Genomic DNA, 19,988 nt, shown 5'->3' with positions numbered 1-19,988 from the left:
GCAGCCGGTGGCTGGTGAAGAGTGAGTCGTGAGTGGTGAGTGGGGGGCGGCCCGCCCCTCGGCCCCACTTCGCTCCCTGGCCTGACCCGCACGCGGAAGCGGCTTCCGCCCGCGGCGCGTAGGGACCGGCTCCGGAATGCATGACAGCAGGAATGCGGACGTGATGGCGTAATCCGCAAGCGGCCAATCCCGGCCGTCGTCCGCTCACCCCTCACCACTCACTCGTCGGCCATCCCGGGTATCGCCCAAAACAAAACCGGCCGGGGTCGCCCCCGGCCGGTTCCTCGTTTCAGCGAGGCTGAAGCGATCAGTACTTCACGCGGAGCGTCACACCGTAGGTGCGCGGCTGGCCGAGGAAGGCGTCGTAGGTCTGGGTGTCCAGATTGCCGTTGTAGTAGGTGCCCGGGTGGGTGCCGCCCGACTGCAGCGTCGACTGGAAGGCGGAGCCTTGCAGCGGCGCGTTGTAGGCGACCTGGACATACTCCTCGTCGGTCAGGTTCTGGCCCCAGATGTCGAGGGTCCAGCGCTCGTCGTCGGTGCCGATCGAGATGCGGCCGTTCACGGTGGTGAAGGCGTCCTGCATCTTCCAGGGCAGCAGATCCGAGCCGGTGTTGTACTCGCTCATGTACTTGGCCGAGAGGCTGAAGCCGACGCGGCCGCCGTTGCCGATGCTGCGATCATAGTTGATCGAGGCCGAGGCCGACCATTCCGGCGCGAACGAGGCCCGCGAACCCGGCAGCAGCGACAGCTGCGGGAAGTTGCCCGGGTTGGTCAGGTCCGCCGCGGTGAAGGCGCCGTACTGGGTGTCCGTGTAGGTCACGCCGCCGCTGAGGCTCAGGCCCTCGACCGGGGTGAACCACAGGAAGTCGGCGTCCACACCGCGCGAGGTCAGCTCGGGGATCGACTCCACCACGAAGGCGGTGCCGAGGAAGGTGTTGAGCTGGAAGTCGCTGAAGGTCTGGTCGAAGTAGGTCGCGTTCAGCAGCAGGGTGCGGTCGACCAGGGTCATCTTCACCCCGGCTTCATAGCTGTCGACGACTTCCGACGGGAACAGCAGCGAAGCCGTCGGGGTGATGCCGGTCTGCACCCGGTCCAGGTTGTAGCCGAAGCTCTTGTAGCCGCGGGCGTACGACACATAGGTCATGACCGAGTCGTTCAGACGGTACGACGCCTTGATGGTGCCGCTCAGTTCGCCGTCGTCGAAGCTCTCGGAGATGTTCCGGTTGTTGTAGGCGGCGTTGGCCCAGGGCAGGCAGGCGTTGCCGACGATGGTCGACGCGGCCGACGGACCCAGGGCGCCCGCGATGGCGGCGGCGTTGGCGCCGAAGGCGGCGCAGGTCGCGCCGTTGCCGTTCACGTTGCGCTGACGGGCTTCCAGGCTCTTGTCGTCCAGGGTGTACCGCAGGCCCAGGGTCAGGTCGAACCGGTCGGTGACGTGCCAGGAGTTGTTGGTGAAGATGGCGTAGGAGGTCGACTCCTGCTCGTAGAAGTCCTCCACGCCCTGGCCGACGATGAAGCCGGGACCGGTGGCCGGAACGGCGCCGTACAGACAGCCGCCGAGGCCCGCGGCGGTCTGGCCGGTCGCGGTGAAGCAGCCGACCCGGCCCGGGTTGATCGGGATCGGGCCCGGAGGCGTCGGGGTCGAGGCGGTCGCGGCGTTCAGCTGGGCCGTCAGCAGCAGCGACAGCAGCGGGCCGTAGTCGGCGCCGAAGTAGTAGCTGTCGGCGCGGCCGATGCGCTCACGGGTGGCGAACAGGCCGACCAGCCAGTCGAAGCGGTCGTTCGAACCGGCCAGACGCAGTTCCTGGGTCAGGTTGTCGACCGAGTAGCCGTAGTCGCCATCCTGTTCGCGATACAGGATGTCGGCGCCGGTGTAGTCGATGTCCATGCCGATTTCGCCGTTCCAGTCGCGCCACGACGTGATCGACGTCAGGGTGGCGCCGCCGAACAGCGACGGCAGATCGATGTTCGCCTCGACCGAGACGCCCATGTCATGGATTTCCTGGCCGGTGCCGCGGTTGGCGAACGCCTGGCGCGAGTACGGCAGGGCGCCGTAGCCGGTGGCCGGCGGACGCTGGCCGGTGCCGTTCGACAGCATGTCGATGAACGGATAGGTCGGGCCGGTGCGCAGCTGGACGCCGACGCAGCAATATTCGTCGCGCGTGGTGTAGTCGCCGATCACCCGGATCGAGGTGTTGTCGTTCGGCAGCCACAGCAGCTGACCGCGGGTGGTGAAGAAGTCCTGGTTCTGGTCGTCGGTGTTGGCGCGCGGGCCGTCACCGGTGTCGACGTCGTAGAAGCCGTTGCGCACACGGCGTCCGGCGTACAGGCGGAAGGCCAGCTGGTCGGTCAGGGGACCGGTCACCGAGCCCGAGGCGCCCATGGCGCCGTAGTTGCCGCCGGTCAGCTCACCCGAGAAGCCGGGGGTGAAGGACGGCGCCTCGGTCAGGATGTTGATGACGCCGGCCGAGGTGTTCTTGCCGAACAGGGTGCCCTGCGGCCCCTTCAGCACTTCGATGCGGCTCATTTCGCCCAGGTCGCCGAAGCCGACCGAGTTGCGCGAACGGTAGACGCCGTCGATCACGACGCCGACCGAGCTTTCCAGGCCGGGGTTGTCGCCGACGGTGCCGACGCCGCGGATACGGGCGGTGGTGGAGGCCTCCGACTGGGTCGAGGTCACGGTCATGCCCGGCGTCAGGATCTGCAGATCCTTGATGTCGCGGACGCCCGCGTTCTCCAGCGCCTCGGCCGGCAGGCTGGTGACCACGATCGGCACGTCCTGCAGGTTCTGCTCGCGCTTCTGGGCGGTGACGATGATGTCGTCGATGGTTGCCGGACTACCCTGGTCCTGCGCCGCCGCGACGCCGGCGAAGCCGAAGACGCAGGCGCTGACGACAGCGGCCGAAACGGTGGTGCGAAGACTGTTGGTGAGGCGCATGCCCACTCCCCGACTGAGGCCGGGGCGCCGTGCTTCAACGGCGGCCGCGGCGTTTCCTGATCCCTTGGGCCGCGTTCTTGACGTGGAACGCGATACTCCAGTCGTTTGGGTAACTCAGGCGGGACTCACCGACAAGAAGCGCCGTTCCGCCGCGCCGCATTTCATCGTTAGGCGAAGCCGAACTGTGACGCAAAAGCGACAAAAAGCGATGACGTTAGGTCAATATTCGCTCAATCCGCCCCGGTTTCAGCGTCAGGGCCGACCATTTTTTTGCGCCGACGGGCGGCGATCCCAAGAACTATTGCGCCAGTGATCGCTGATAACATAGAGCCGCCGAGCACGCCGATCTTCACCTCGACCTGCTCCGGAGAGTCGATCGCGCCGGGGAAGGCCAGGATGCCGATGAACAGGCTCATGGTGAAGCCGACCCCGCAGAGCAGGGCCACGCCGTAGAGTTCGAGCCAGGTCGCCCCGGTCGGACGACGGCCGATGCCGGTGACGGCGGCCAGGGCGGCCGCGCCCAGAACGCCGACCTGCTTGCCGATGAACAGGCCCAGGGCGATGCCCAGAACCAGGGGCGCGAAGGCCTGCTCGATCGACAGGCCGGCGAAGCTGACCCCGGCCTTGGCGAAGGCGAAAAGGGGCAGGATGACGTAGGCGACATAGGGGTGCAGGTCGTGCATCGCCTCCTGCAGCGGGCTCTGCCCGTCGCAGCGGCGGTCGTTGACCGGCACGATGGCCGCGAAGGCCACGGCGGTCAGGGACGTCGACAGGCCCGACTGCACGGTCAGATACCAGACCAGACCGAAGCCGAGGACCCAGAACGGCGACGGAATCTTCTTCCACCGGGCGACCAGGAAGCCGGCGACCAGCAGGGCCCCGACCCAGATCAGCGGCCCGACCTGGACCCCGCTGGAGAAGAGGACAGCGATCAGGGCGATGGCGCCGAGGTCATCCACGATGGCCAGGGTCAACAGGAAGACCCGCAGCGACGACGGCAGGTTGCGCGCCACCATGGCGAAGACGGCGAGGGCGAAGGCGATGTCGGTGGCCAGCGGGATCGGCCATCCGGCGTGCGGCCCGGCGAAGGCGGTCGAGAAGACCAGATAGACCAGGGCCGGAGCCACCATGCCGCCGACGGCGGCCAGCACCGGCGTCGCCAGCTTGCGCGGATCGCTCAGTTCGCCGCGCAGGATCTCGTATTTGATCTCCAGGCCGACGACGAGGAAGAAGATGGCCATCAGGCCTTCCTTGATCCACTCGGAGATCGTCAGCTCCAGCATGATCGGTCCGAGCTGGACCACATGCTCGCTCTTCAGCCAGCCGAAATAGTCGGCCGACCACGGCGAGTTGGCGACCACGAGGGCGAGCAGGGCGGCGAAGCCCAGCACCGTGCCCGAGCCGGCCTCCGTCTTCAGGAATTCAAGCGTGAGTTTGCGCGCCATGTCGCCTCCGGACCAAAGGGGGTTTCATGACGCCAGGTTATCGACGGGCGCCGGACCGGGTTCGCCGCGGGGGCGCCGGCCTGGCCGGGTCCGCGAGCAGACCGGCCTGATGTCTGCCTTTACAATACGGAGGGCGGCCGGAGGTTCAAGGCTTCGCAGTTGCGAAAGCGGCTTTGAGGCCGCATGTGGCGGCCATGCCCGTGTCCGCCCGCTACCGCCCCGAACCGCATTTCTCCGCCCTGGGCGACGAATACGGCGACGCCGTACACGCGGCGAGCTTCCCCCAGACCGTGCTGCGCTTCCGGAATGACCGCGCCGCGGCGACCGTCGGACTGGAGACCCTGACCGACGTGGAGTGGATCGCGCATTTCGCCCGCTTCACGCCCCTGCCCGACCAGCCGGGCCCGATCGCCATGCGCTATCACGGCCATCAGTTCCGGACCTACAATCCGGAGCTGGGCGACGGGCGAGGGTTTCTGGCGGCGCAGCTGAGGGAAACGCCGGGCGCTCAAGCCGCGAGCGACCGCGTCGCGAGCGATAGCGCCCTTCCGGGAAGACTTCTTGATCTGGGCTCCAAGGGGTCGGGCACGACGCCGTGGTCGCGCACCGCCGACGGCCGCCTGACCCTCAAGGGCGGCGTGCGCGAGGTGCTGGCGGCCGCGATGCTGGAGGCCCAGGGCGTTCCGACCAGCCGCGCCTTCAGCCTGATCGAGACCGGCGAGGCGCTGGAGCGGGGCGACGAGCCCTCGCCCGCCCGGTCAGCCGTTCTGGTGCGCCTGTCGCACAGCCACATCCGCTTCGGCACCTTCCAGCGCGCAGCCTATTTCGGCCGGACGGACATGCTGGAGACGCTCGTGGAGCATGCCCGGTCCCTGTACCATCCGCAGGTCGCCGCCGGAGACGTCGCCGGCTTCATGGCCGCCGTCGTCGACGCCTCGGCCCGGCTGACGGCGCGCTGGGTCGCGGCGGGCTTCGTGCACGGCGTGCTGAACACCGACAATCTGAACGTCACCGGCGAGAGCTTCGACTACGGCCCCTGGCGGTTCCTGCCCTGGTACGAACCCGGCTTCACGGCGGCCTATTTCGACCAGACCGGCCTCTACGCCTTCGCGCGCCAGCCGGAGGCGGTGTTCTGGGCCCTGACCCAGCTGGGCGGCGCGCTGAAGCCGATCGCGGACGCGGAGCGCCTGACGGCGGCGCTGAACGGGTTCGGCCAGGCCTATATCCGCGAACTGCGCGCGGCCTTCCTGATGCGGCTGGGCGTGAAGAGCCTCGGCGAGGCCGCCGACCAGCGGCTGCTCGACACCACCCTGGCCCTGCTGCGCGAGGTCGGGGAGGCCGGTCGCTGGGAGCCCGTGTTCCACGACTGGTTCGGCGGCTTCGCCTCGGCCGCGCGGGCGGTGGCCGGACCGCGCGCAAAGCTGTGGCAGGGCAAGACGTTCGACAATTTCCGGTATTCGCTGTTCGAGCACGAACCCGACCGACCGGAGCGGCTGGAGAACCCGGCCTTCGCCGAACCGGAGCCGGAGGAGATGCTGATCGACGAGGTCGAGGCGATCTGGGCCGCCATAGCCGAGGCGGACGACTGGGCGCCCTTCCACGAAAAACTGGCGCGACTGGCGGCGATCCGGACCGCGCGAGCCCCGTAGACGCCCGCCACAGCGGGATTTGAGCAAGCGTGCTTGTCATCGTGTCAAAGACGCTTGACTAACTTGGACAGTGATGTAAAACACCCTTGTCACAACGACAGGGAGCCTTGTCATGACCAAGTCGATATCCGAACAGGACTGGCGCTCGCCGGGCGCCGCCACCTTCATGCTGCTGATCGTCGTCGTCCTCGCGGGCGGCCTGACGGACCCGTTGCCGCTCTGGCCGGCCAACTGGGGCGACGCCCCCTCGATCGGCGCCGCGGCCATCGTGGTCGCCCTGGTCAACGCCCTGATCAGCTTCAGCCGCCGCTATGGATGGGACAGCCAATGATCCCCGCCCATCCGATCCGGGCCATGCGTCAGGCCCAGAGCCTGACCCAGGCCGAACTGGCCGAGCGGCTCGGCATCTCCCTGCGCACGCTGAGAGCGCTGGAGAACGGCCGCTACGATCCGTCGGTCACCCTGGCCTGCCGGGTCGCCCGACACCTGCAGACCCCGGTGGAAGCCCTCTTCCATCCCTGAACAGGGCCCCAGGCCCATCCCGCCGGGACTCGCCCCGGCCCCTGCCTTCACATCTAAGGAACACGACCATGACCACCAGCACCCTGGGGCGCGCTGTCGCCTGCCTGGAAGCCTTCGCCGCCGGCCTTTGCCTGACGATCGTCGCCTCGGCCTTCCTGTCCGCCGTCGACGCCCAGACCACGCCGCCGTCCGCGCCGGTCGCGGCCGTCAGCACCCCCGCCTGAGCCCCGGCCCGGGACCCGGTCGGGGACTGCTGACAGCAGGCTGGCGGCAGGGTGGCGGTAGATCCGGAAGGGGTCGGCGCAGCGCCGGCCCCTCGCCCGCCGGAGATCGCCATGACCTGCCCGCCCCCGCCGCGCGTTCCGCCGCTTAACGCTCGGGAAACGCCGGTCGCATTACAATGTTTTATAGATAAGGCCACGCTTTGGCCGCGGGGTGATGTCACAGGAAAGTCACGGATGGTTACGCCCCCGCTTCACGCCCTTGCAAAAGGGACCGGCCGATCCGATCTCGCGACTGTTGCAAATAACAAGAGCGCCACATCGGCGTCATCGAAAATGACTTCTCAGACCCTCACCCCCGCCCGCGCGCGGCTGAACGCCAGCTACCGGAACCTGACCCTGTGGACCCTGCAGGGCTGGATCGCGATGTTCTTCGTCGCGGCCGGCTACGCCAAGATCAGCGAGCCGTTCGCCAATCTGATCAACCTGATGCGCTGGCCCGCCTTCGCGCCGGAGAATTTCGTGCGCGGCCTCGGCGTCGCCGAGATGGTGCTGGCCGCCCTTATGCTGGCGCCCGTCCTCTCGTGGAGACACGGCCGCCCGCTGCTGGTCGTCGCCGCCTCGGGCCTGCTGGTGCTCGAAACGGTCATGCTGGCCGTTCACGCCTTCGGCCTGGACGCCGGCCCGGCCGTCACCAACCTGATCCTGGTCGCCATGACCGCCCCGGTGCTGTGGATGCGGGCGCGGGAAGTGCGCTGAACGCTTCAGCCCGATACCGCCTCCCGTTAAGCTCGCCTGACTGGAGACGGACATGACAGAAGCACGCGACGGCGGCGCCGATATCGAGGCCGTTTTCAGAAACGGCCTCTCGGGTTACGGCAAGGCTCCCTACCTCACCACGAACGATCTGCTGGCGCTGTCCGAACGGTGCCTTGGGGCTGATCGCGTCATCTGCAATATCGAGGCGTTCGAGATTGACGGTGAGCACGACGTCGCGCGGCTCGACCTCAGCCTGCACGGCGAGACGCCCGATCAGAAGCTCGAATCCTGGTCGGTCAGGGCGCAGGATTCGCATCGGCTGGTCGGCGATCTCGTCAGGACCGCGTTGCAGGAAACCAACCCTGTCATGTTCGCGGTCTGGCTCGATTGGGCTGACTAGCGACCGGGCCCGAAAGCTTCCCTTTACGTCCGCGTAAAGTTTGCGCTATGCCTTGCGCATGGCGACCGCTGACGATCACCGCACCTATTCCATCCGCCAGCTGTGCCGCGAGTTCAGCGCCACGGCGCGCGCCCTGCGGTTCTATGAGGACAAGGGGCTGCTGACGCCGGCGCGCAAGGGCCAGACGCGCGTCTACGACGCCCGCGACCGCGCCCGCCTGAAACTGATCCTGCGCGGCCGCCGCATCGGCTTCAGCCTGCAGGAGATCCAGTCGATGCTGGATCTGTATGACCGCAAGGACCACAACGCCCATCAGATGGCCGTGGCCCTGCGCCAGCACCGCGCCCAGATCGCGGCGCTGAAGCAGCAACTCGAAGACATCGAAGGCGCCATCGAGACGGCGGAAGAAGCCTGCCGCTGGATGGAGGAGAAGCTGGGCGAATACCGCCCCGACCTCCTGCCCGGCGCCGACGAATACGCGAGCCTGATGAAGGCCCGCCTCAACACCGAACACCACCACCAGCCCTTCAAAGCGAGAGCCTGATCATGGCCTACAAGGCGCCTGTCCGCGACCTGACCTTCATCCTGTCCGAAGTGCTGGAGATCGATCGCTACACCAACCAGCCCGGCTTCCAGGACGTGTCCTCGGAGCTGGCCCAGCAGATCCTCGAAGAGGCGGGCAAGTTCGCCGACGAGGTCATCGCCCCGATCAACAATCCGGGCGACAAGGAAGGCTGTCATTGGGCCGACGGCGGCGTGGTCACCACGCCCAAGGGCTGGAAGGAAGCCTATCACCAGATGGTCGAGGCCGGCTGGCCCTCGCTGATGATGGACCCGGCCTACGGCGGCCAGGGCATGCCCTCGGTCATCGGCTCGGCCGTGGGCCAGTTCACCGCCGGCGCCTCGGCGGCCTTCTCGATGTACCCCGGCCTGACCGCCGGCGCCTGGGCCGGCATCCACGCCAACGCCTCGGAAGAACTGAAGCAGAAATACCTGCCTAAGATGTCGACCGGCGAATGGACCGGCACGATGAACCTGACCGAACCGCAGTGCGGCACCGATCTGGGCATGGTGCGCACCAAGGCCGTGCCGAACGGCGACGGCAGCTATTCGATCACCGGCCAGAAGATCTGGATCTCGGCCGGCGAGCACGACTTCGCCGACAACATCATCCACACCGTGCTGGCCCGCGTCGAAGGCGCGGTCCCGGGCATCAAGGGCCTGTCGCTGTTCGTGGTGCCGAAATTCCTCGTCAACGAGGACGGCTCGCTGGGTGAGCGCAACACGCTGGAATGCGCCGGCCTCGAGCACAAGATGGGCATCCACGGCAACGCCACGGCGGTCATGCAGTACGACGGCGCCAAGGGCTGGCTGATCGGCGAGGAAGGCCGCGGCATGAACAACATGTTCGTGGTCATGAACGAGGCCCGCCTGGGCACCGGCCTGCAGGGCCTGGCGATCGGCACCGCCGCCTATCAGGCCGCCGTCGAGTTCGCCAAGGATCGCCTGCAGGGCCGCTCGCTGACCGGACCGAAGAACCCGGACGGCCCGGCCGATCCGATCATCGTCCACCCGGACGTGCGCCGCATGCTGCTGGAGGCCAAGGCCTTCGTCGAAGGCGGCCAGGCCTTCATCCTGTGGACCGCGCTCCAGGCCGACCTCGAGAAGTCGGAAGACGAAGCCGTCGCCCAGAAGGCCAAGGACTACATGGGTCTGCTCACCCCGGTGCTGAAGGCCTATCTGACCGACAAAGGCTTCCACGCCGCCTCGCTGGCCATGCAGGTCCACGGCGGCTCGGGCTACACCGAACACTTCCCGGCCTCGCAGTATCTGCGCGATGCGCGGATCACCATGATCTACGAGGGCACCAACGGCATCCAGGCGCTGGACCTGGTGGGCCGCAAGCTGCCGTCCGCCGGCGGCCGCGCCATCATGAGCTGGTTCGGCGAGATCGACGCCTTCGTCTCGGAGAATGGCGACGCCGGCGAGTCGGTGAAGCCCTTCATCGACGGTCTGGCCGATGTGAAGAAGAAGCTGCAGGACGGCACCATGTGGCTGATGCAGAACGGCATGGCCAATCCGGACAACGCCGGCGCCGCCTCCACCGACTATCTGAACATCTTCGGCCTGACCGCCCTGGCCTATGTCTGGGCCCAGATGGCCATCGCCGCCCAGAAGCAGATCGACGCCGGTTCGACCGATCCGTTCTACGCCGGCAAGCTGCAGACCGGCCGCTACTTCGTCGAGCGCATCCTGCCGGACGCCGCCGCGCATCTGGTCAAGATGAAGACCGGCGCGGACGTCCTGATGGACATGCCGGCGGACGCCTTCTGACGACGGATTTGACTGCCGTGGCGTGACCCCGGCAGCGACGGACTGAAAGACCCTCTCCCGACGGGAGAGGGCTTGAGCCTCCGGGAGCGAAGCGATCGGCAAGGCGAAAGGGTGAGGGTCGGCTTACGCCGACTGACACACCCGACCCTCATGCGACGGGGCTCCGCCCCGCCACCTTCTCCCGTCGGGAGAAGGATCTGGAGACTGATCATGAACGTCCTCAACAGCCCCGAACCCGCCTTCATGCAGGACGAGGAGATCACCCTCTTCTCGGACAGCGTCGGCAAATGGATCGACGAACACGCGCCGCTGGAGAAGGTCCAGCAATGGATCGCCGACAGCTCGGTGCCGCGCAAGCTGTGGAACGACGCCGGGGACGCGGGCCTGCTGGGCCTGTCGATGCCGGAAGAGGACGGCGGCTTCGGCGGCGACTATCGCCACGAGGTCGTGCTGATGCGCCAGCTGGGCTGGAAGGGCGCGGACCATTTCGGCATCTCGCTGCACAATGCGATCGTCATGCCCTACGTCTGGCACTACGGCACCGAGGAGCAGAAGCAGCGCTGGCTGCCGCGCCTGCTGACCGGTGAACTGGTCGGCGCCATCGCCATGACCGAGCCCGGCGCCGGGTCTGACCTGCAAGGCGTGAAGACCACCGCCATCAAACAGGGCGACCACTACGTCCTGAACGGCTCCAAGACCTTCATCACCAACGGCCAGCTGGCCAACTTCATCATCGTCGTCGCCAAGACCGACCCGTCGGAAGGCGCCAAGGGCACCAGCCTGATCGTGGTCGAGACCGACGGGGCCGAGGGCTTCGAGCGCGGCCGGAACCTGCACAAGATCGGCATGGAGGCCAACGACACCTCCGAGCTGTTCTTCAACGACGTGAAGGTGCCGCTGGAGAACGTCATCGGCGGGACCGAGGGGCAGGGTTTCATCCACCTGATGCAGCAGCTGCCGCAGGAGCGCCTGAACATCGCCATCCAGGGCGTCGCCGCCGCCGAGCGCGGGCTGGAATCGACCCTGGCCTACGTCAAGGAGCGCAAGGCCTTCGGCAAGCGGATCATCGACTTCCAGAACACCCAGTTCAAACTGGCGGAGGTGAAGACCAAGCTGACGGTCGCCAAGGTCTTCGTCGACCACTGCATGGGCCTGCACCTCGAGGGCAAGTTGGACGCCGCCACCGCCTCGATGGCCAAATACTGGGTCACCGACATCCAGGGCGAGGTCATCGACGAGATGCTGCAGCTGCACGGCGGCTACGGCTACATGAACGAGTATCCGATCGCCCAGCTGTACAAGGACGCCCGCGTCCAGCGCATCTACGGCGGCACCAACGAAATCATGAAGCTGCTGATCGCCCGGACGCTCTGACGACGGATCAAGGGCGACCGGAAGGCCACAGAGGCATACGATTCCGCCGGACAGCGTTCGACGCCCATTGATCGGGGAAGCTTTGCATTAACTAATCGCGCCCTCATCGGGGGGTGTGATCTTGGACATGCTGCTTTCAGCGGCCGCTACGGCGGGCGAGGCCCTGCGCGCGACGCCGGGCGAATTCTTCATTTTCGGCCTGACCCTGGCCGGGGTGGCGATCTTCCACCATCGAACCCTGCTGGTCGCCCTGGGCGGACTGGCGGCGACCTGCCTCTACAAGCTGGTCTTCACCGGCTTCAACGAGGGCCCGGGGCTGGAGGGGCTGATCGTCCACGCCGGCCACGAGGCCGTGCTGCTGAGCAACCTGATCCTGTTGCTTCTGGGCTTCGCCCTGCTGGCCAACCAGTTCGAGCGCAGCAACCTGCCCGAGGCCCTGCCGCGCATCCTGCCGGACGGCTGGACCGGCGGCCTCGCCCTGCTGGGGCTGGTCGCCCTGATGTCGGTCTTCCTGGACAACATCGCCGCCGCCATCATCGGCGGGGTGGCGGCGCGGCATGTGTTCAACGGCAAGGTCAGTCTCGGCTTCCTCGCCGCCCTCGTCGCCGCCGCCAATGCGGGCGGGGCGGGCAGCGTCCTGGGCGACACCACCACGACGATGATGTGGATCAGCGGGGTCTCGCCGTTCGACGTGATGAAGGCCTTCCTCGCCTCCGCCGTCGCCGTCCTGATCCTCGGGGTGCCGGCGGCGATCCAGCAGCACCGGCATGCGCCGATCCAGCCCCACGAGGCGCCGGACGCCCCGCGCGTCGACCGGGTCCGGACCGGGGTGGTGGTCTTCATCCTGCTGACCATGCTGGTGGTGAATTTCGCCGGGAACGCCTGGTATCCCGAATATCAGGACGCCGCGCCGTGGCTGGGCCTGAGCCTGTGGGCCGCCCTGATCCTGACCAGCGTGATCCGCACGCCGCGGCTGGCGGTGCTGGGCGACGCCTCGCGCAGCGCCCTGTTCCTGGCCGCTCTCGTTGCCACCGCCTCCCTGATGCCGGTGGAGCGCCTGCCGGAAGCCTCGTGGGAGACGGCCTTCGGCCTGGGCGTGCTCTCCTCGGTGTTCGACAACATTCCCCTGACCGCCCTGGCGCTGAAGCAGGGCGGCTATGACTGGGGCATCCTGGCCTTCGCCGTCGGCTTCGGCGGCTCGATGATGTGGTTCGGCTCCTCGGCCGGGGTCGCCCTGACCACCCTGTTCCCGGAAGGCCGGTCGGTCTGGGGCTGGCTCTGGAAGGGCTGGTATGTGCCGATCGCCTATGTCGCGGGCTTCGCGGTCATGCTGCACCTGACCGGCTGGAGCCCGACCACCACGCGGGCCGAGCGGGGCGACGCGGTCGCCGCCTCCGCGCCCCCTGCCTTCCTCGACGACGCCCTGCACAATGCGGGCGAGGCCGGCCGGGACCTGCTGTCGCAGTTGGGATGGGACGGGAGCGCGGGTGGGGAAGCCCTACCCATGGACGAGCCCGCACACTAGAACAGCCGGGTGATCCGTCTCCATATCCCCCAGCCCCTGTCCGCCGGCGCCCCCCTGGCGCCGACGCTCGACCAGTCCCGCTATCTCACGCAGGTGATGCGGCTGAAGGCGGGCGACGCGTTGCGGGTCTTCAACGGAAAGGACGGCGAGTGGCGCGTCAGCGTCGCCGAGGTGCTGAAGAAGGGTGTGGTGCTGAAGGCCGAAGACCAGGTTCGGGCGCAGATCAACCCGCCGGACGTGCATCTGGTCATCGCCACGGTGAAGAAGGCGGCGCTGGAGTTCGCGGTGGAGAAGGCGACGGAACTGGGCGCCGCGCGCATCCGGCTGATGACCACCGCCCGCACCCAGCCGCAGCACCTGCGCCTCGACCGGCTGGACGCCATCGCCGAGGAGAGCGCCGAACAGACCGGGCGGCTGGACGTGCCGCCGGTGGACAAGCCGCAGACCCTGGCCGCCCTGCTGGACGGCTGGGACGAGGGCCGCCGGCTGATGTTCTGCGACGAGACCGGCGGGGCGCCGGTGATGAGCGCGCTCGCCTCCTATGCGCCCTCTCCCGGTGAGGGAGGAGTTCCGTGGGCCATCCTGATCGGGCCGGAGGGCGGGTTCACGCCGGAGGAGCGGGAGCGGCTGCGGTCCCTGCCCTTCACCACCGCCGTGTCGCTGGGCCCGCGCGTGCTGCGGGCCGACACCGCCGCCACCACCGCCCTGACCCTGTGGCAGGCGGCGATCGGCGACTGGGACCGGGCGGACTTGCCGTAGAGCGGCGTTCCGGCACAATGGCCGGATGCTGATCGAGCTGGTCTTCGCGACCGTGATGGTCGTCCTGACGGTGGTGATCCACGGCGCGGGCCTGCTGGTGCTCAGCCGGATGCTGCGGGCGCTCGACGGTCATCACGAAGAGACCCGGGTCAGCCCGGCCTCGCTTCGCGGCGCCGCGATCGCCTGCCTGCTGGCCCTCGGACTGCTGACCCTGCACGGGCTGGAGATCTGGCTCTACGGCCTGCTGTACCTCGGCGTCGGCGCCATCGAGGGGCTGAGGGACGCGATCTATTTCTCGACCATCAGCTATGCCTCGATCGGTTATTCCGATGCGGTCGTCGACCGTCAGTGGCGGCTTCTGGGCGGAATCGAGGGGGTGAACGGCGCCCTGCTGCTGGGCTGGTCGATCGCCTTCTTCGTGACGGTGATGACCCGGTTCATGCCCCCGTCCCGAAAGCATCGTCAGCTTCCCCCTTGAGCCGGGCCGTCTTGTCGCCCATCTAGCCGCGACAAGAGGGGTTACAGATCCACATGGCCGACGCCGCACCGCTTTCCCGGGATGACCTGATCGGGGCCATGTCGAAGGGCATCAAGCCGCGCGCCGAATGGCGCATCGGCGCCGAGCACGAGAAGTTCGGCTTCGACCGCTCGACCCTGCGCCGCCCGACCTACGAGGGCCCCAACGGCATCAAGGCGATGCTGGACGGCCTGACCCGCTTCGGCTGGGACAAGGTCTATGAGGGCGAGAACGTCATCGCCCTGGAGCGGAAGAACGCCGAAGGGATGACCGCCTCCATCAGTCTGGAGCCGGGCGGGCAGTTCGAACTGTCGGGCGCACCGCTGAAGGACGTCCACGACATCTGCAACGAGACGGGCCAGCACCTGCTGGAGGTCAAGCAGGTCGCCGATCAGCTGGACCTCGGCTTCCTGGGCGCGGGCTTCGATCCGATGTGGGCGCGCGAGGACGTGCCCGTCATGCCCAAGGGCCGCTACGGCATCATGCGCGCCTACATGCCGAAGAAGGGCTCGCTGGGCCTCGACATGATGCTGCGCACCTGCACCATCCAGTCGAACCTCGACTTCGAGAGCGAGGCGGACATGGTGGCCAAGTTCCGCACATCGCTGGCGCTGCAGCCGGTGGCTACGGCCCTGTTCGCCAACAGCCCCTTCACCGAGGGCAGGCCGAACGGCTTCCTGACCGCCCGCGCCAATGTCTGGACCGACACCGATCCGGACCGGACGGGCATGCTGGACTTCGTCTTCCAGGACGGCTTCGGCTTCGAGCGCTATGCCGACTATGCGCTGGACGTGCCGATGTATTTCGCCAAGCGCGGCGGACGCTACATCGACCTGTCGGGCCGCTCGTTCCGCCAGTTCATGGACGGCCGGCTGGAGGACATGCCGGGCGAACGGGCCACGCTGAAGGACTGGAACGACCACCTGACGACCCTCTTCCCCGAGGTGCGCCTGAAGGCCTATCTGGAGATGCGCGGCGCCGACGGCGGGCCGTGGAGCCGCATCTGCGCGCTGCAGGCCCTCTGGGCCGGCATCCTCTACGACGCCCCCTCCCAGGCGGCCGCCTGGGACCTGGTCAAGGCCTGGGACATCGCCGATCACGAGCGCCTGCGCCGTGACGTGACCCGTCTGGGCCTCAGGGCCGAGGTCGGCGGCCGCACCGTGCGCGACATCGCCGTGGACATGGTCGCCATCGCCAAGCAGGGCCTGAAAAACCGCGCCCGCTTCTCCGGCGGCATGGTGGACGAACGCGGCTACCTGTCCGAACTGGAAGACATCGCCGACAGCGGCGTGACCCCGGCCGAGCGTCTGCTGGAGCTGTACAACGGCGACTGGCAGGGCGACCTGACCCGCCTGTACCGCGACTTCGCCTACTGAACCGTGCCGACCGAGAACGAGCGCAAATTCGTGCTGGCCGATCCGGCGGCTGTGCTGGCGGTGTGGCCGCGCGAGGCTTGGGACGACGTCCGTCAGGGCTATCTGCCCGGTGACGCCCGTATCCGCCGCCGGATGCGCGACGGCCGGCCAAGCGACAGCTTCACCTACAAGATCGACGCGGGCGGGCGGCTGGTCGAGATCGAGACGGCGCTGGAGACGCGCGATTTCGACGACCTGTGGCCGCTGACCACCCGGCGCATCCACAAGCTGCGTCGGGCGGTGACCGACGCGCACGGACTTGCGTGGGACATTGACCTGTTCCTGGACTCCGACGGCCGCTTCTATCTCGCCATGGCCGAGTGCGAGATGCCCGAGGACATGGAGCAGCCGCCGGAAATCCTGCCGGAGCTGGCGCCCCTGATCCGCTATGTGGTGCCACGCGAGCGACAGACCGAGTTCGTCAACAGCAGGCTGGCCGACCCGGCCTATGTGGCCTCGCTGGCCCTCTGATCAGGGAACGCCGACCAAGGGCTTGATCGCCGCGCGCGACGGACTGAAGCTCGCCCCCGCGAATAGGGAGGACGATGTGGTCAGGCCGGGCATTGTGATGGTGGTGGCCGCGCTGGCGGTCAGCGGCTGTGAACCGGCGTCCGACAGCCCGGCGCCGCCCTCCTCGACCGGCCCCGCGACGGCTGGCGAAGCCGCCCCGTCGGCCGCGGTGGAACCGGTCGCCGCCCCCCGGGCCGCGCTCGGCGTCGCATTCGACCCCGGCCCCGGGCTGACTGTCTCGCCTTGCGAAGGCGACATGCCGCAATGCGTGGTCGTGTCGGACCCGTCCGCGGAGCCCTATATGCGCGAGTTGCTGACCGTGCAGGTCAAGGCGGCGTCGCTGGAGGCCGTCGCGGCGGACGATCTTGGCTACCGGCGCAACGCCGACGGGCAGCTGATGACCACCTACGGGCGGTTCGAACCCAACCCCGTCGAAGCCTTCACCGTCAACGGCCACCCCGGGCTCCGGGCGACGACGACCTGCGGGATCAGCGAGCCGGACACCGGCTTCCATGCGGGGGCGGGCGACTGCATCTCGGCCGTGATCAGCGACGGGAGCCGGTCCGTCATCATCGAATCCAGCGGCTACGGCAACGCCATCGGTCCGGCCAACGCCGCGATAGGCTCACTCCGGTTCCCGCCGCGCCCCTGACGCGAACCGACGCGCCGCGACCTTCTGTCCCCATCGAACCCGGGTGTCGGCAAGGCGACCTTAACGGTAGCCGGGTTACCGTCAGCGCATGACGTCCAGCCGAGCGCCTCAATGAGTTCCGTCCATCCGGCGCCCGCCCTCTTCGCACCCGCCGACGACGCGCCGCGTGAGGAGCTGTCGATCTTCTTCGACGTTTCCCTGGACCTGCTGGTGATCCGCGACATCGACGGCGTCGTCGTCCGGGTAAACCCCTCCTGGCGGCGTCTCCTCGGCTATGCGCCCGAGGAGATACAGGGCACCCGCCTGCTGGATCTGGTGCATCCCGACGACATGCCCGGCACGCTCGCCAGCGCGGTCGAGGTCGAGCAGCGCCGCCCGTGCGACCACCCGCGAGGCTACATCAACCGTTACCGGCACAAGGACGGCCACTACCTGACGCTGGAATGGCGGGCACAGCGGTTCGGGGACCGAATCTACGGCGTGGCCCGGGACGTGACCGAACGGGTCGCCGCCGAAACGGCCCTGGTCGAGGCCAAGGCCGCGGCCGAGGCGGCCAATGTCGCCAAATCCGACTTCCTGGCGAACATGAGCCATGAGATCCGCACCCCGCTGAACGGGGTGATCGGGATCGTCGACGCCCTGGCCCGGACGGGACTGACGCCGGAACAGGCCGAGATGGTCGAACTGATCCGCGGCTCCGGCGTGACGCTGGAGCGGCTGGTGTCCGACATTCTGGATGTGTCCAAGATCGAGGCCGGACAACTGGACCTGGAAGCCCGGGCGTTCGATCTGGACGAGGCCCTCGGCCCGATCGACCTGATGCAGGCGCGGGCCCAGGACAAGGGGCTGGCCTTCGCCGTGCGCCGGACGGCCGACGCGACCGGCCTCTTTGTCGGGGACAGCACGCGCATCCGGCAGGTGATCGGCAACCTGCTGTCGAACGCCCTGAAATTCACCGCCGAGGGCGGCATCACCGTCGAGGTGTCCATCCTGTCGGAAGGCGGCGCGGCCAGCCTGATGTTCGCGGTCGAGGACACCGGGATCGGCTTCGATTCGGACCATGCGGCGCGGCTGTTTGAACGCTTCAACCAGGCCGACGGCACGATCACCCGCCGGTTCGGCGGGACCGGTCTGGGCCTGTCGATCTGTCGTTCGCTGGTCGAGATGATGGGCGGCGCGATCAGCGCCCGCTCGACGCCGGGCAAGGGCAGCCGGTTCCAGTTCCACGTGCCCCTCGAACGGGCCGCCGCCCGACCGGTCTCGGCCGCCCCCATTCCGATGATCGCCCGGGCCCTTCGGGTGCTGGTCGCCGAGGATCACCCGACCAACCAGAGGGTCGTCCAGCTCATCCTGCAGGCGCAGGGGGTCGAGGTGGAGATCGTCGAGGACGGGGCCGCCGCCGTGGCCGCCTTCAAGGCTGACGAGTTTGATCTGGTGCTGATGGACATGCAGATGCCGGTGATGGACGGGCTGAGCGCGACCCGCGCCATCCGCGCCATCGAGGCGGCGACGCCGCAGCGGATGCGCATCCCCATCCTGATGCTGAGCGCCAACGCCATGATCGAACATCGGGCCGAAGGCGCCGCCGCGGGCGCCGACGGCCACATCGCCAAGCCGATCACCGCCGCCAGCCTTCTGGCCGGAATGCAGGACGCGCTGGCGGCCTGACCCCGGTGACGCGGGACACGCCGCCGCCTATGGTGAAGCCGGGTTTTGTGTCGGGGGACAGCCGTGGGCGCGTTCGAATTCTTCTTCAGTTTCTACGGCCTTGTGCTGGGCCTGTCGGTGGCCGTGCTGGCCACGGGCGCGGCCCGCGCCTTCAAGCACCGCAAGACGGTGAAGGTGGGCTGGAGAACGCCCCTGCTGGCCCTCTTCGCCGCCTTCGACATCGCCACCTTCTGGGACGCGGCCTGGACCAATTTCGGCACGGCGCCCTACAGCTACGGCATGCTTCTGGCCGGTCTGGTGGTGGCGATCGTCTACTTCATCGCCGCCAGCCTGATCTTTCCGGAACCGGAAGACGACGCGCCCAGCCTCGATGCGCATTTCGAGGCGAACAAGACGCCGGTCCTGCTGCTGCTGATCCTCGCCAATGTGCTGATGGTGGCCCTGTGTCTGCTGATGCATGTCGGAAAGCCGAACTTCACGTTCATGGCCTCGGCCTACGGCTTCAACCTGCTGCTCTACGTCGGGCTGGTGACGCCGGCGGCCCTGTTCCGGCGCGGCTGGGTCTTCGCCCTGACCGTCGGCCTCCACATCGCCATCTATCTGGCGCTGGCGGTGCTGAGCGTGACCACGCCCGGACAGATGGCCAGCACTGCGGCCGGCGGGCGAGAGGCCGCGGCGGGCGACCGTCCGTGATTTGACAAGGTTTGCCATCAGGCGGACCCTGTCCCCATGGCCACCATGAACATCTCCCTGCCCGCCCAGATGAAGAAATGGGTCGAGGACCAAACGAAGGACGGGCGTTACGCCAACTCCTCGGACGTCATCCGCGACCTGATCCGCCGCGAGCAGATCAAGGCGGAGAAGATCGCGCATATGCAGGCGCTGATCGACGAGGGCCGGGCCAGCGGAATCTCCACCCGAACCATGGAAGACATCAGGACGGAGGCGCTTGCCCGCATTGCCCAACGCCGTAAAGCGGGATGAGACGGTACCGCCTGACAGATCAGGCGAGTGAGGATCTGATCACGATCTACGTTCAAGGCCACGATCAGTTCGGCATCCGACAGGCTGATCGATATCAGGACGAACTCGCCGACGTGTTCGAGAACCTTGCACTGTATCCCGAGATGGCCCGCCTGCGTCTGGACTACGAGCCGCCGGTACACATCTACCCGCACCGCTCCCATGTGATTGTCTATGAGCGGGAAACGGACGGGATTGTGATCATACGCGTTCGCCACGGCCACGAAGACTGGCAGGATGATCCGCGCGGTGGCACAGAGGCAGGTAACGATTGATC

21 protein-coding genes are annotated in these 19,988 nt (G+C 67.8%); 19 read left to right on the top strand and 2 right to left on the bottom strand.

Annotated elements, in window-relative coordinates:
* Positions 1-307: 307 nt before the first annotated feature.
* Together ACLQ7T_RS11725 and nhaA are read right to left on the bottom strand one after the other, a co-directional pair.
* Entirely contained in the window at positions 308-2,938 is a 2,631-nt protein-coding gene (locus tag ACLQ7T_RS11725; RefSeq protein ID WP_420479595.1) for a TonB-dependent receptor, read from the bottom strand.
* Between the two features lie 230 nt (positions 2,939-3,168).
* Entirely contained in the window at positions 3,169-4,383 is a 1,215-nt protein-coding gene (nhaA, locus tag ACLQ7T_RS11720; protein ID WP_420479594.1) for a Na+/H+ antiporter NhaA, read from the bottom strand.
* A gap of 194 nt (positions 4,384-4,577) precedes the next feature.
* Between nhaA and ACLQ7T_RS11715 the strand changes: the two genes are divergently transcribed.
* The 19 genes from ACLQ7T_RS11715 (at position 4,578) to ACLQ7T_RS11625 (ending at position 19,986) form a co-directional block, all read left to right on the top strand.
* Positions 4,578-6,032 carry a protein adenylyltransferase SelO family protein gene (locus ACLQ7T_RS11715; RefSeq protein WP_420479593.1) on the top strand — a complete coding sequence of 485 codons (1,455 nt, stop codon included), beginning with the start codon at positions 4,578-4,580 and terminating at the stop codon, positions 6,030-6,032.
* A gap of 112 nt (positions 6,033-6,144) precedes the next feature.
* Positions 6,145-6,363: a hypothetical protein gene (locus ACLQ7T_RS11710; RefSeq protein ID WP_420479592.1), complete on the top strand. Its 219-nt coding sequence runs from the start codon at positions 6,145-6,147 to the stop codon at positions 6,361-6,363.
* Complete coding sequence (locus ACLQ7T_RS11705) at positions 6,360-6,554, top strand: helix-turn-helix transcriptional regulator (protein WP_420479591.1); 195 nt, start codon at positions 6,360-6,362, stop codon at positions 6,552-6,554. The genes ACLQ7T_RS11710 and ACLQ7T_RS11705 overlap by 4 nt, the downstream gene beginning before the upstream one ends.
* 68 nt (positions 6,555-6,622) lie before the next feature.
* Complete coding sequence (locus ACLQ7T_RS11700; protein WP_420479590.1) at positions 6,623-6,778, top strand: hypothetical protein; 156 nt, start codon at positions 6,623-6,625, stop codon at positions 6,776-6,778.
* Positions 6,779-7,111: 333 nt separating this feature from the next.
* Complete coding sequence (locus ACLQ7T_RS11695; RefSeq protein WP_420479589.1) at positions 7,112-7,534, top strand: DoxX family protein; 423 nt, start codon at positions 7,112-7,114, stop codon at positions 7,532-7,534.
* Between the two features lie 52 nt (positions 7,535-7,586).
* Complete coding sequence (locus ACLQ7T_RS11690; protein ID WP_420479588.1) at positions 7,587-7,934, top strand: hypothetical protein; 348 nt, start codon at positions 7,587-7,589, stop codon at positions 7,932-7,934.
* 58 nt (positions 7,935-7,992) lie between these two features.
* A complete protein-coding gene (locus ACLQ7T_RS11685; RefSeq protein WP_420471310.1) occupies positions 7,993-8,478 on the top strand; it encodes a MerR family transcriptional regulator in 486 nt (161 codons plus the stop codon).
* A 2-nt stretch (positions 8,479-8,480) separates the two neighbouring features.
* A complete protein-coding gene (locus tag ACLQ7T_RS11680; protein ID WP_420479587.1) occupies positions 8,481-10,268 on the top strand; it encodes an acyl-CoA dehydrogenase C-terminal domain-containing protein in 1,788 nt (595 codons plus the stop codon).
* A gap of 210 nt (positions 10,269-10,478) precedes the next feature.
* Positions 10,479-11,642, top strand: a complete 1,164-nt coding sequence (locus tag ACLQ7T_RS11675; protein ID WP_420479586.1) for an acyl-CoA dehydrogenase family protein — start codon at positions 10,479-10,481, stop codon at positions 11,640-11,642.
* 127 nt (positions 11,643-11,769) lie between these two features.
* Positions 11,770-13,167: a hypothetical protein gene (locus ACLQ7T_RS11670; RefSeq protein ID WP_420479585.1), complete on the top strand. Its 1,398-nt coding sequence runs from the start codon at positions 11,770-11,772 to the stop codon at positions 13,165-13,167.
* Positions 13,168-13,176: 9 nt separating this feature from the next.
* The gene (locus ACLQ7T_RS11665; protein ID WP_420479584.1) at positions 13,177-13,926 is read left to right on the top strand and encodes a 16S rRNA (uracil(1498)-N(3))-methyltransferase; all 750 of its coding nucleotides are present in this window, start codon (positions 13,177-13,179) and stop codon (positions 13,924-13,926) included.
* Between the two features lie 25 nt (positions 13,927-13,951).
* The gene (locus ACLQ7T_RS11660) at positions 13,952-14,404 is read left to right on the top strand and encodes an ion channel (protein ID WP_420479583.1); all 453 of its coding nucleotides are present in this window, start codon (positions 13,952-13,954) and stop codon (positions 14,402-14,404) included.
* A 53-nt stretch (positions 14,405-14,457) separates the two neighbouring features.
* Positions 14,458-15,819, top strand: coding sequence for a glutamate--cysteine ligase (locus ACLQ7T_RS11655; RefSeq protein ID WP_420479582.1), 1,362 nt, complete (start codon positions 14,458-14,460; stop codon positions 15,817-15,819).
* A gap of 3 nt (positions 15,820-15,822) precedes the next feature.
* On the top strand, positions 15,823-16,329 hold the full coding sequence (locus ACLQ7T_RS11650; protein ID WP_420479581.1) for a CYTH domain-containing protein: 507 nt from the start codon (positions 15,823-15,825) through the stop codon (positions 16,327-16,329).
* A 22-nt stretch (positions 16,330-16,351) separates the two neighbouring features.
* A complete protein-coding gene (locus tag ACLQ7T_RS11645; RefSeq protein ID WP_420479580.1) occupies positions 16,352-17,020 on the top strand; it encodes a hypothetical protein in 669 nt (222 codons plus the stop codon).
* Positions 17,021-17,131: 111 nt separating this feature from the next.
* The gene (locus ACLQ7T_RS11640) at positions 17,132-18,688 is read left to right on the top strand and encodes a PAS domain-containing hybrid sensor histidine kinase/response regulator (protein ID WP_420479579.1); all 1,557 of its coding nucleotides are present in this window, start codon (positions 17,132-17,134) and stop codon (positions 18,686-18,688) included.
* A gap of 63 nt (positions 18,689-18,751) precedes the next feature.
* A complete protein-coding gene (locus tag ACLQ7T_RS11635; protein WP_420479578.1) occupies positions 18,752-19,381 on the top strand; it encodes a hypothetical protein in 630 nt (209 codons plus the stop codon).
* Between the two features lie 36 nt (positions 19,382-19,417).
* Positions 19,418-19,672: a type II toxin-antitoxin system ParD family antitoxin gene (locus tag ACLQ7T_RS11630; RefSeq protein WP_420479577.1), complete on the top strand. Its 255-nt coding sequence runs from the start codon at positions 19,418-19,420 to the stop codon at positions 19,670-19,672.
* The gene (locus ACLQ7T_RS11625) at positions 19,669-19,986 is read left to right on the top strand and encodes a type II toxin-antitoxin system RelE/ParE family toxin (RefSeq protein WP_420479576.1); all 318 of its coding nucleotides are present in this window, start codon (positions 19,669-19,671) and stop codon (positions 19,984-19,986) included. The genes ACLQ7T_RS11630 and ACLQ7T_RS11625 overlap by 4 nt, the downstream gene beginning before the upstream one ends.
* The last annotated feature ends 2 nt before the right edge of the window (positions 19,987-19,988 follow it).

It is taken from the genome of Brevundimonas sediminis, from assembly GCF_048799765.1.
GTDB lineage: Bacteria > Pseudomonadota > Alphaproteobacteria > Caulobacterales > Caulobacteraceae > Brevundimonas.
Note: the sequence above shows the minus strand (reverse complement) of the source record. Positions and strands in the feature narration are given on the sequence as shown.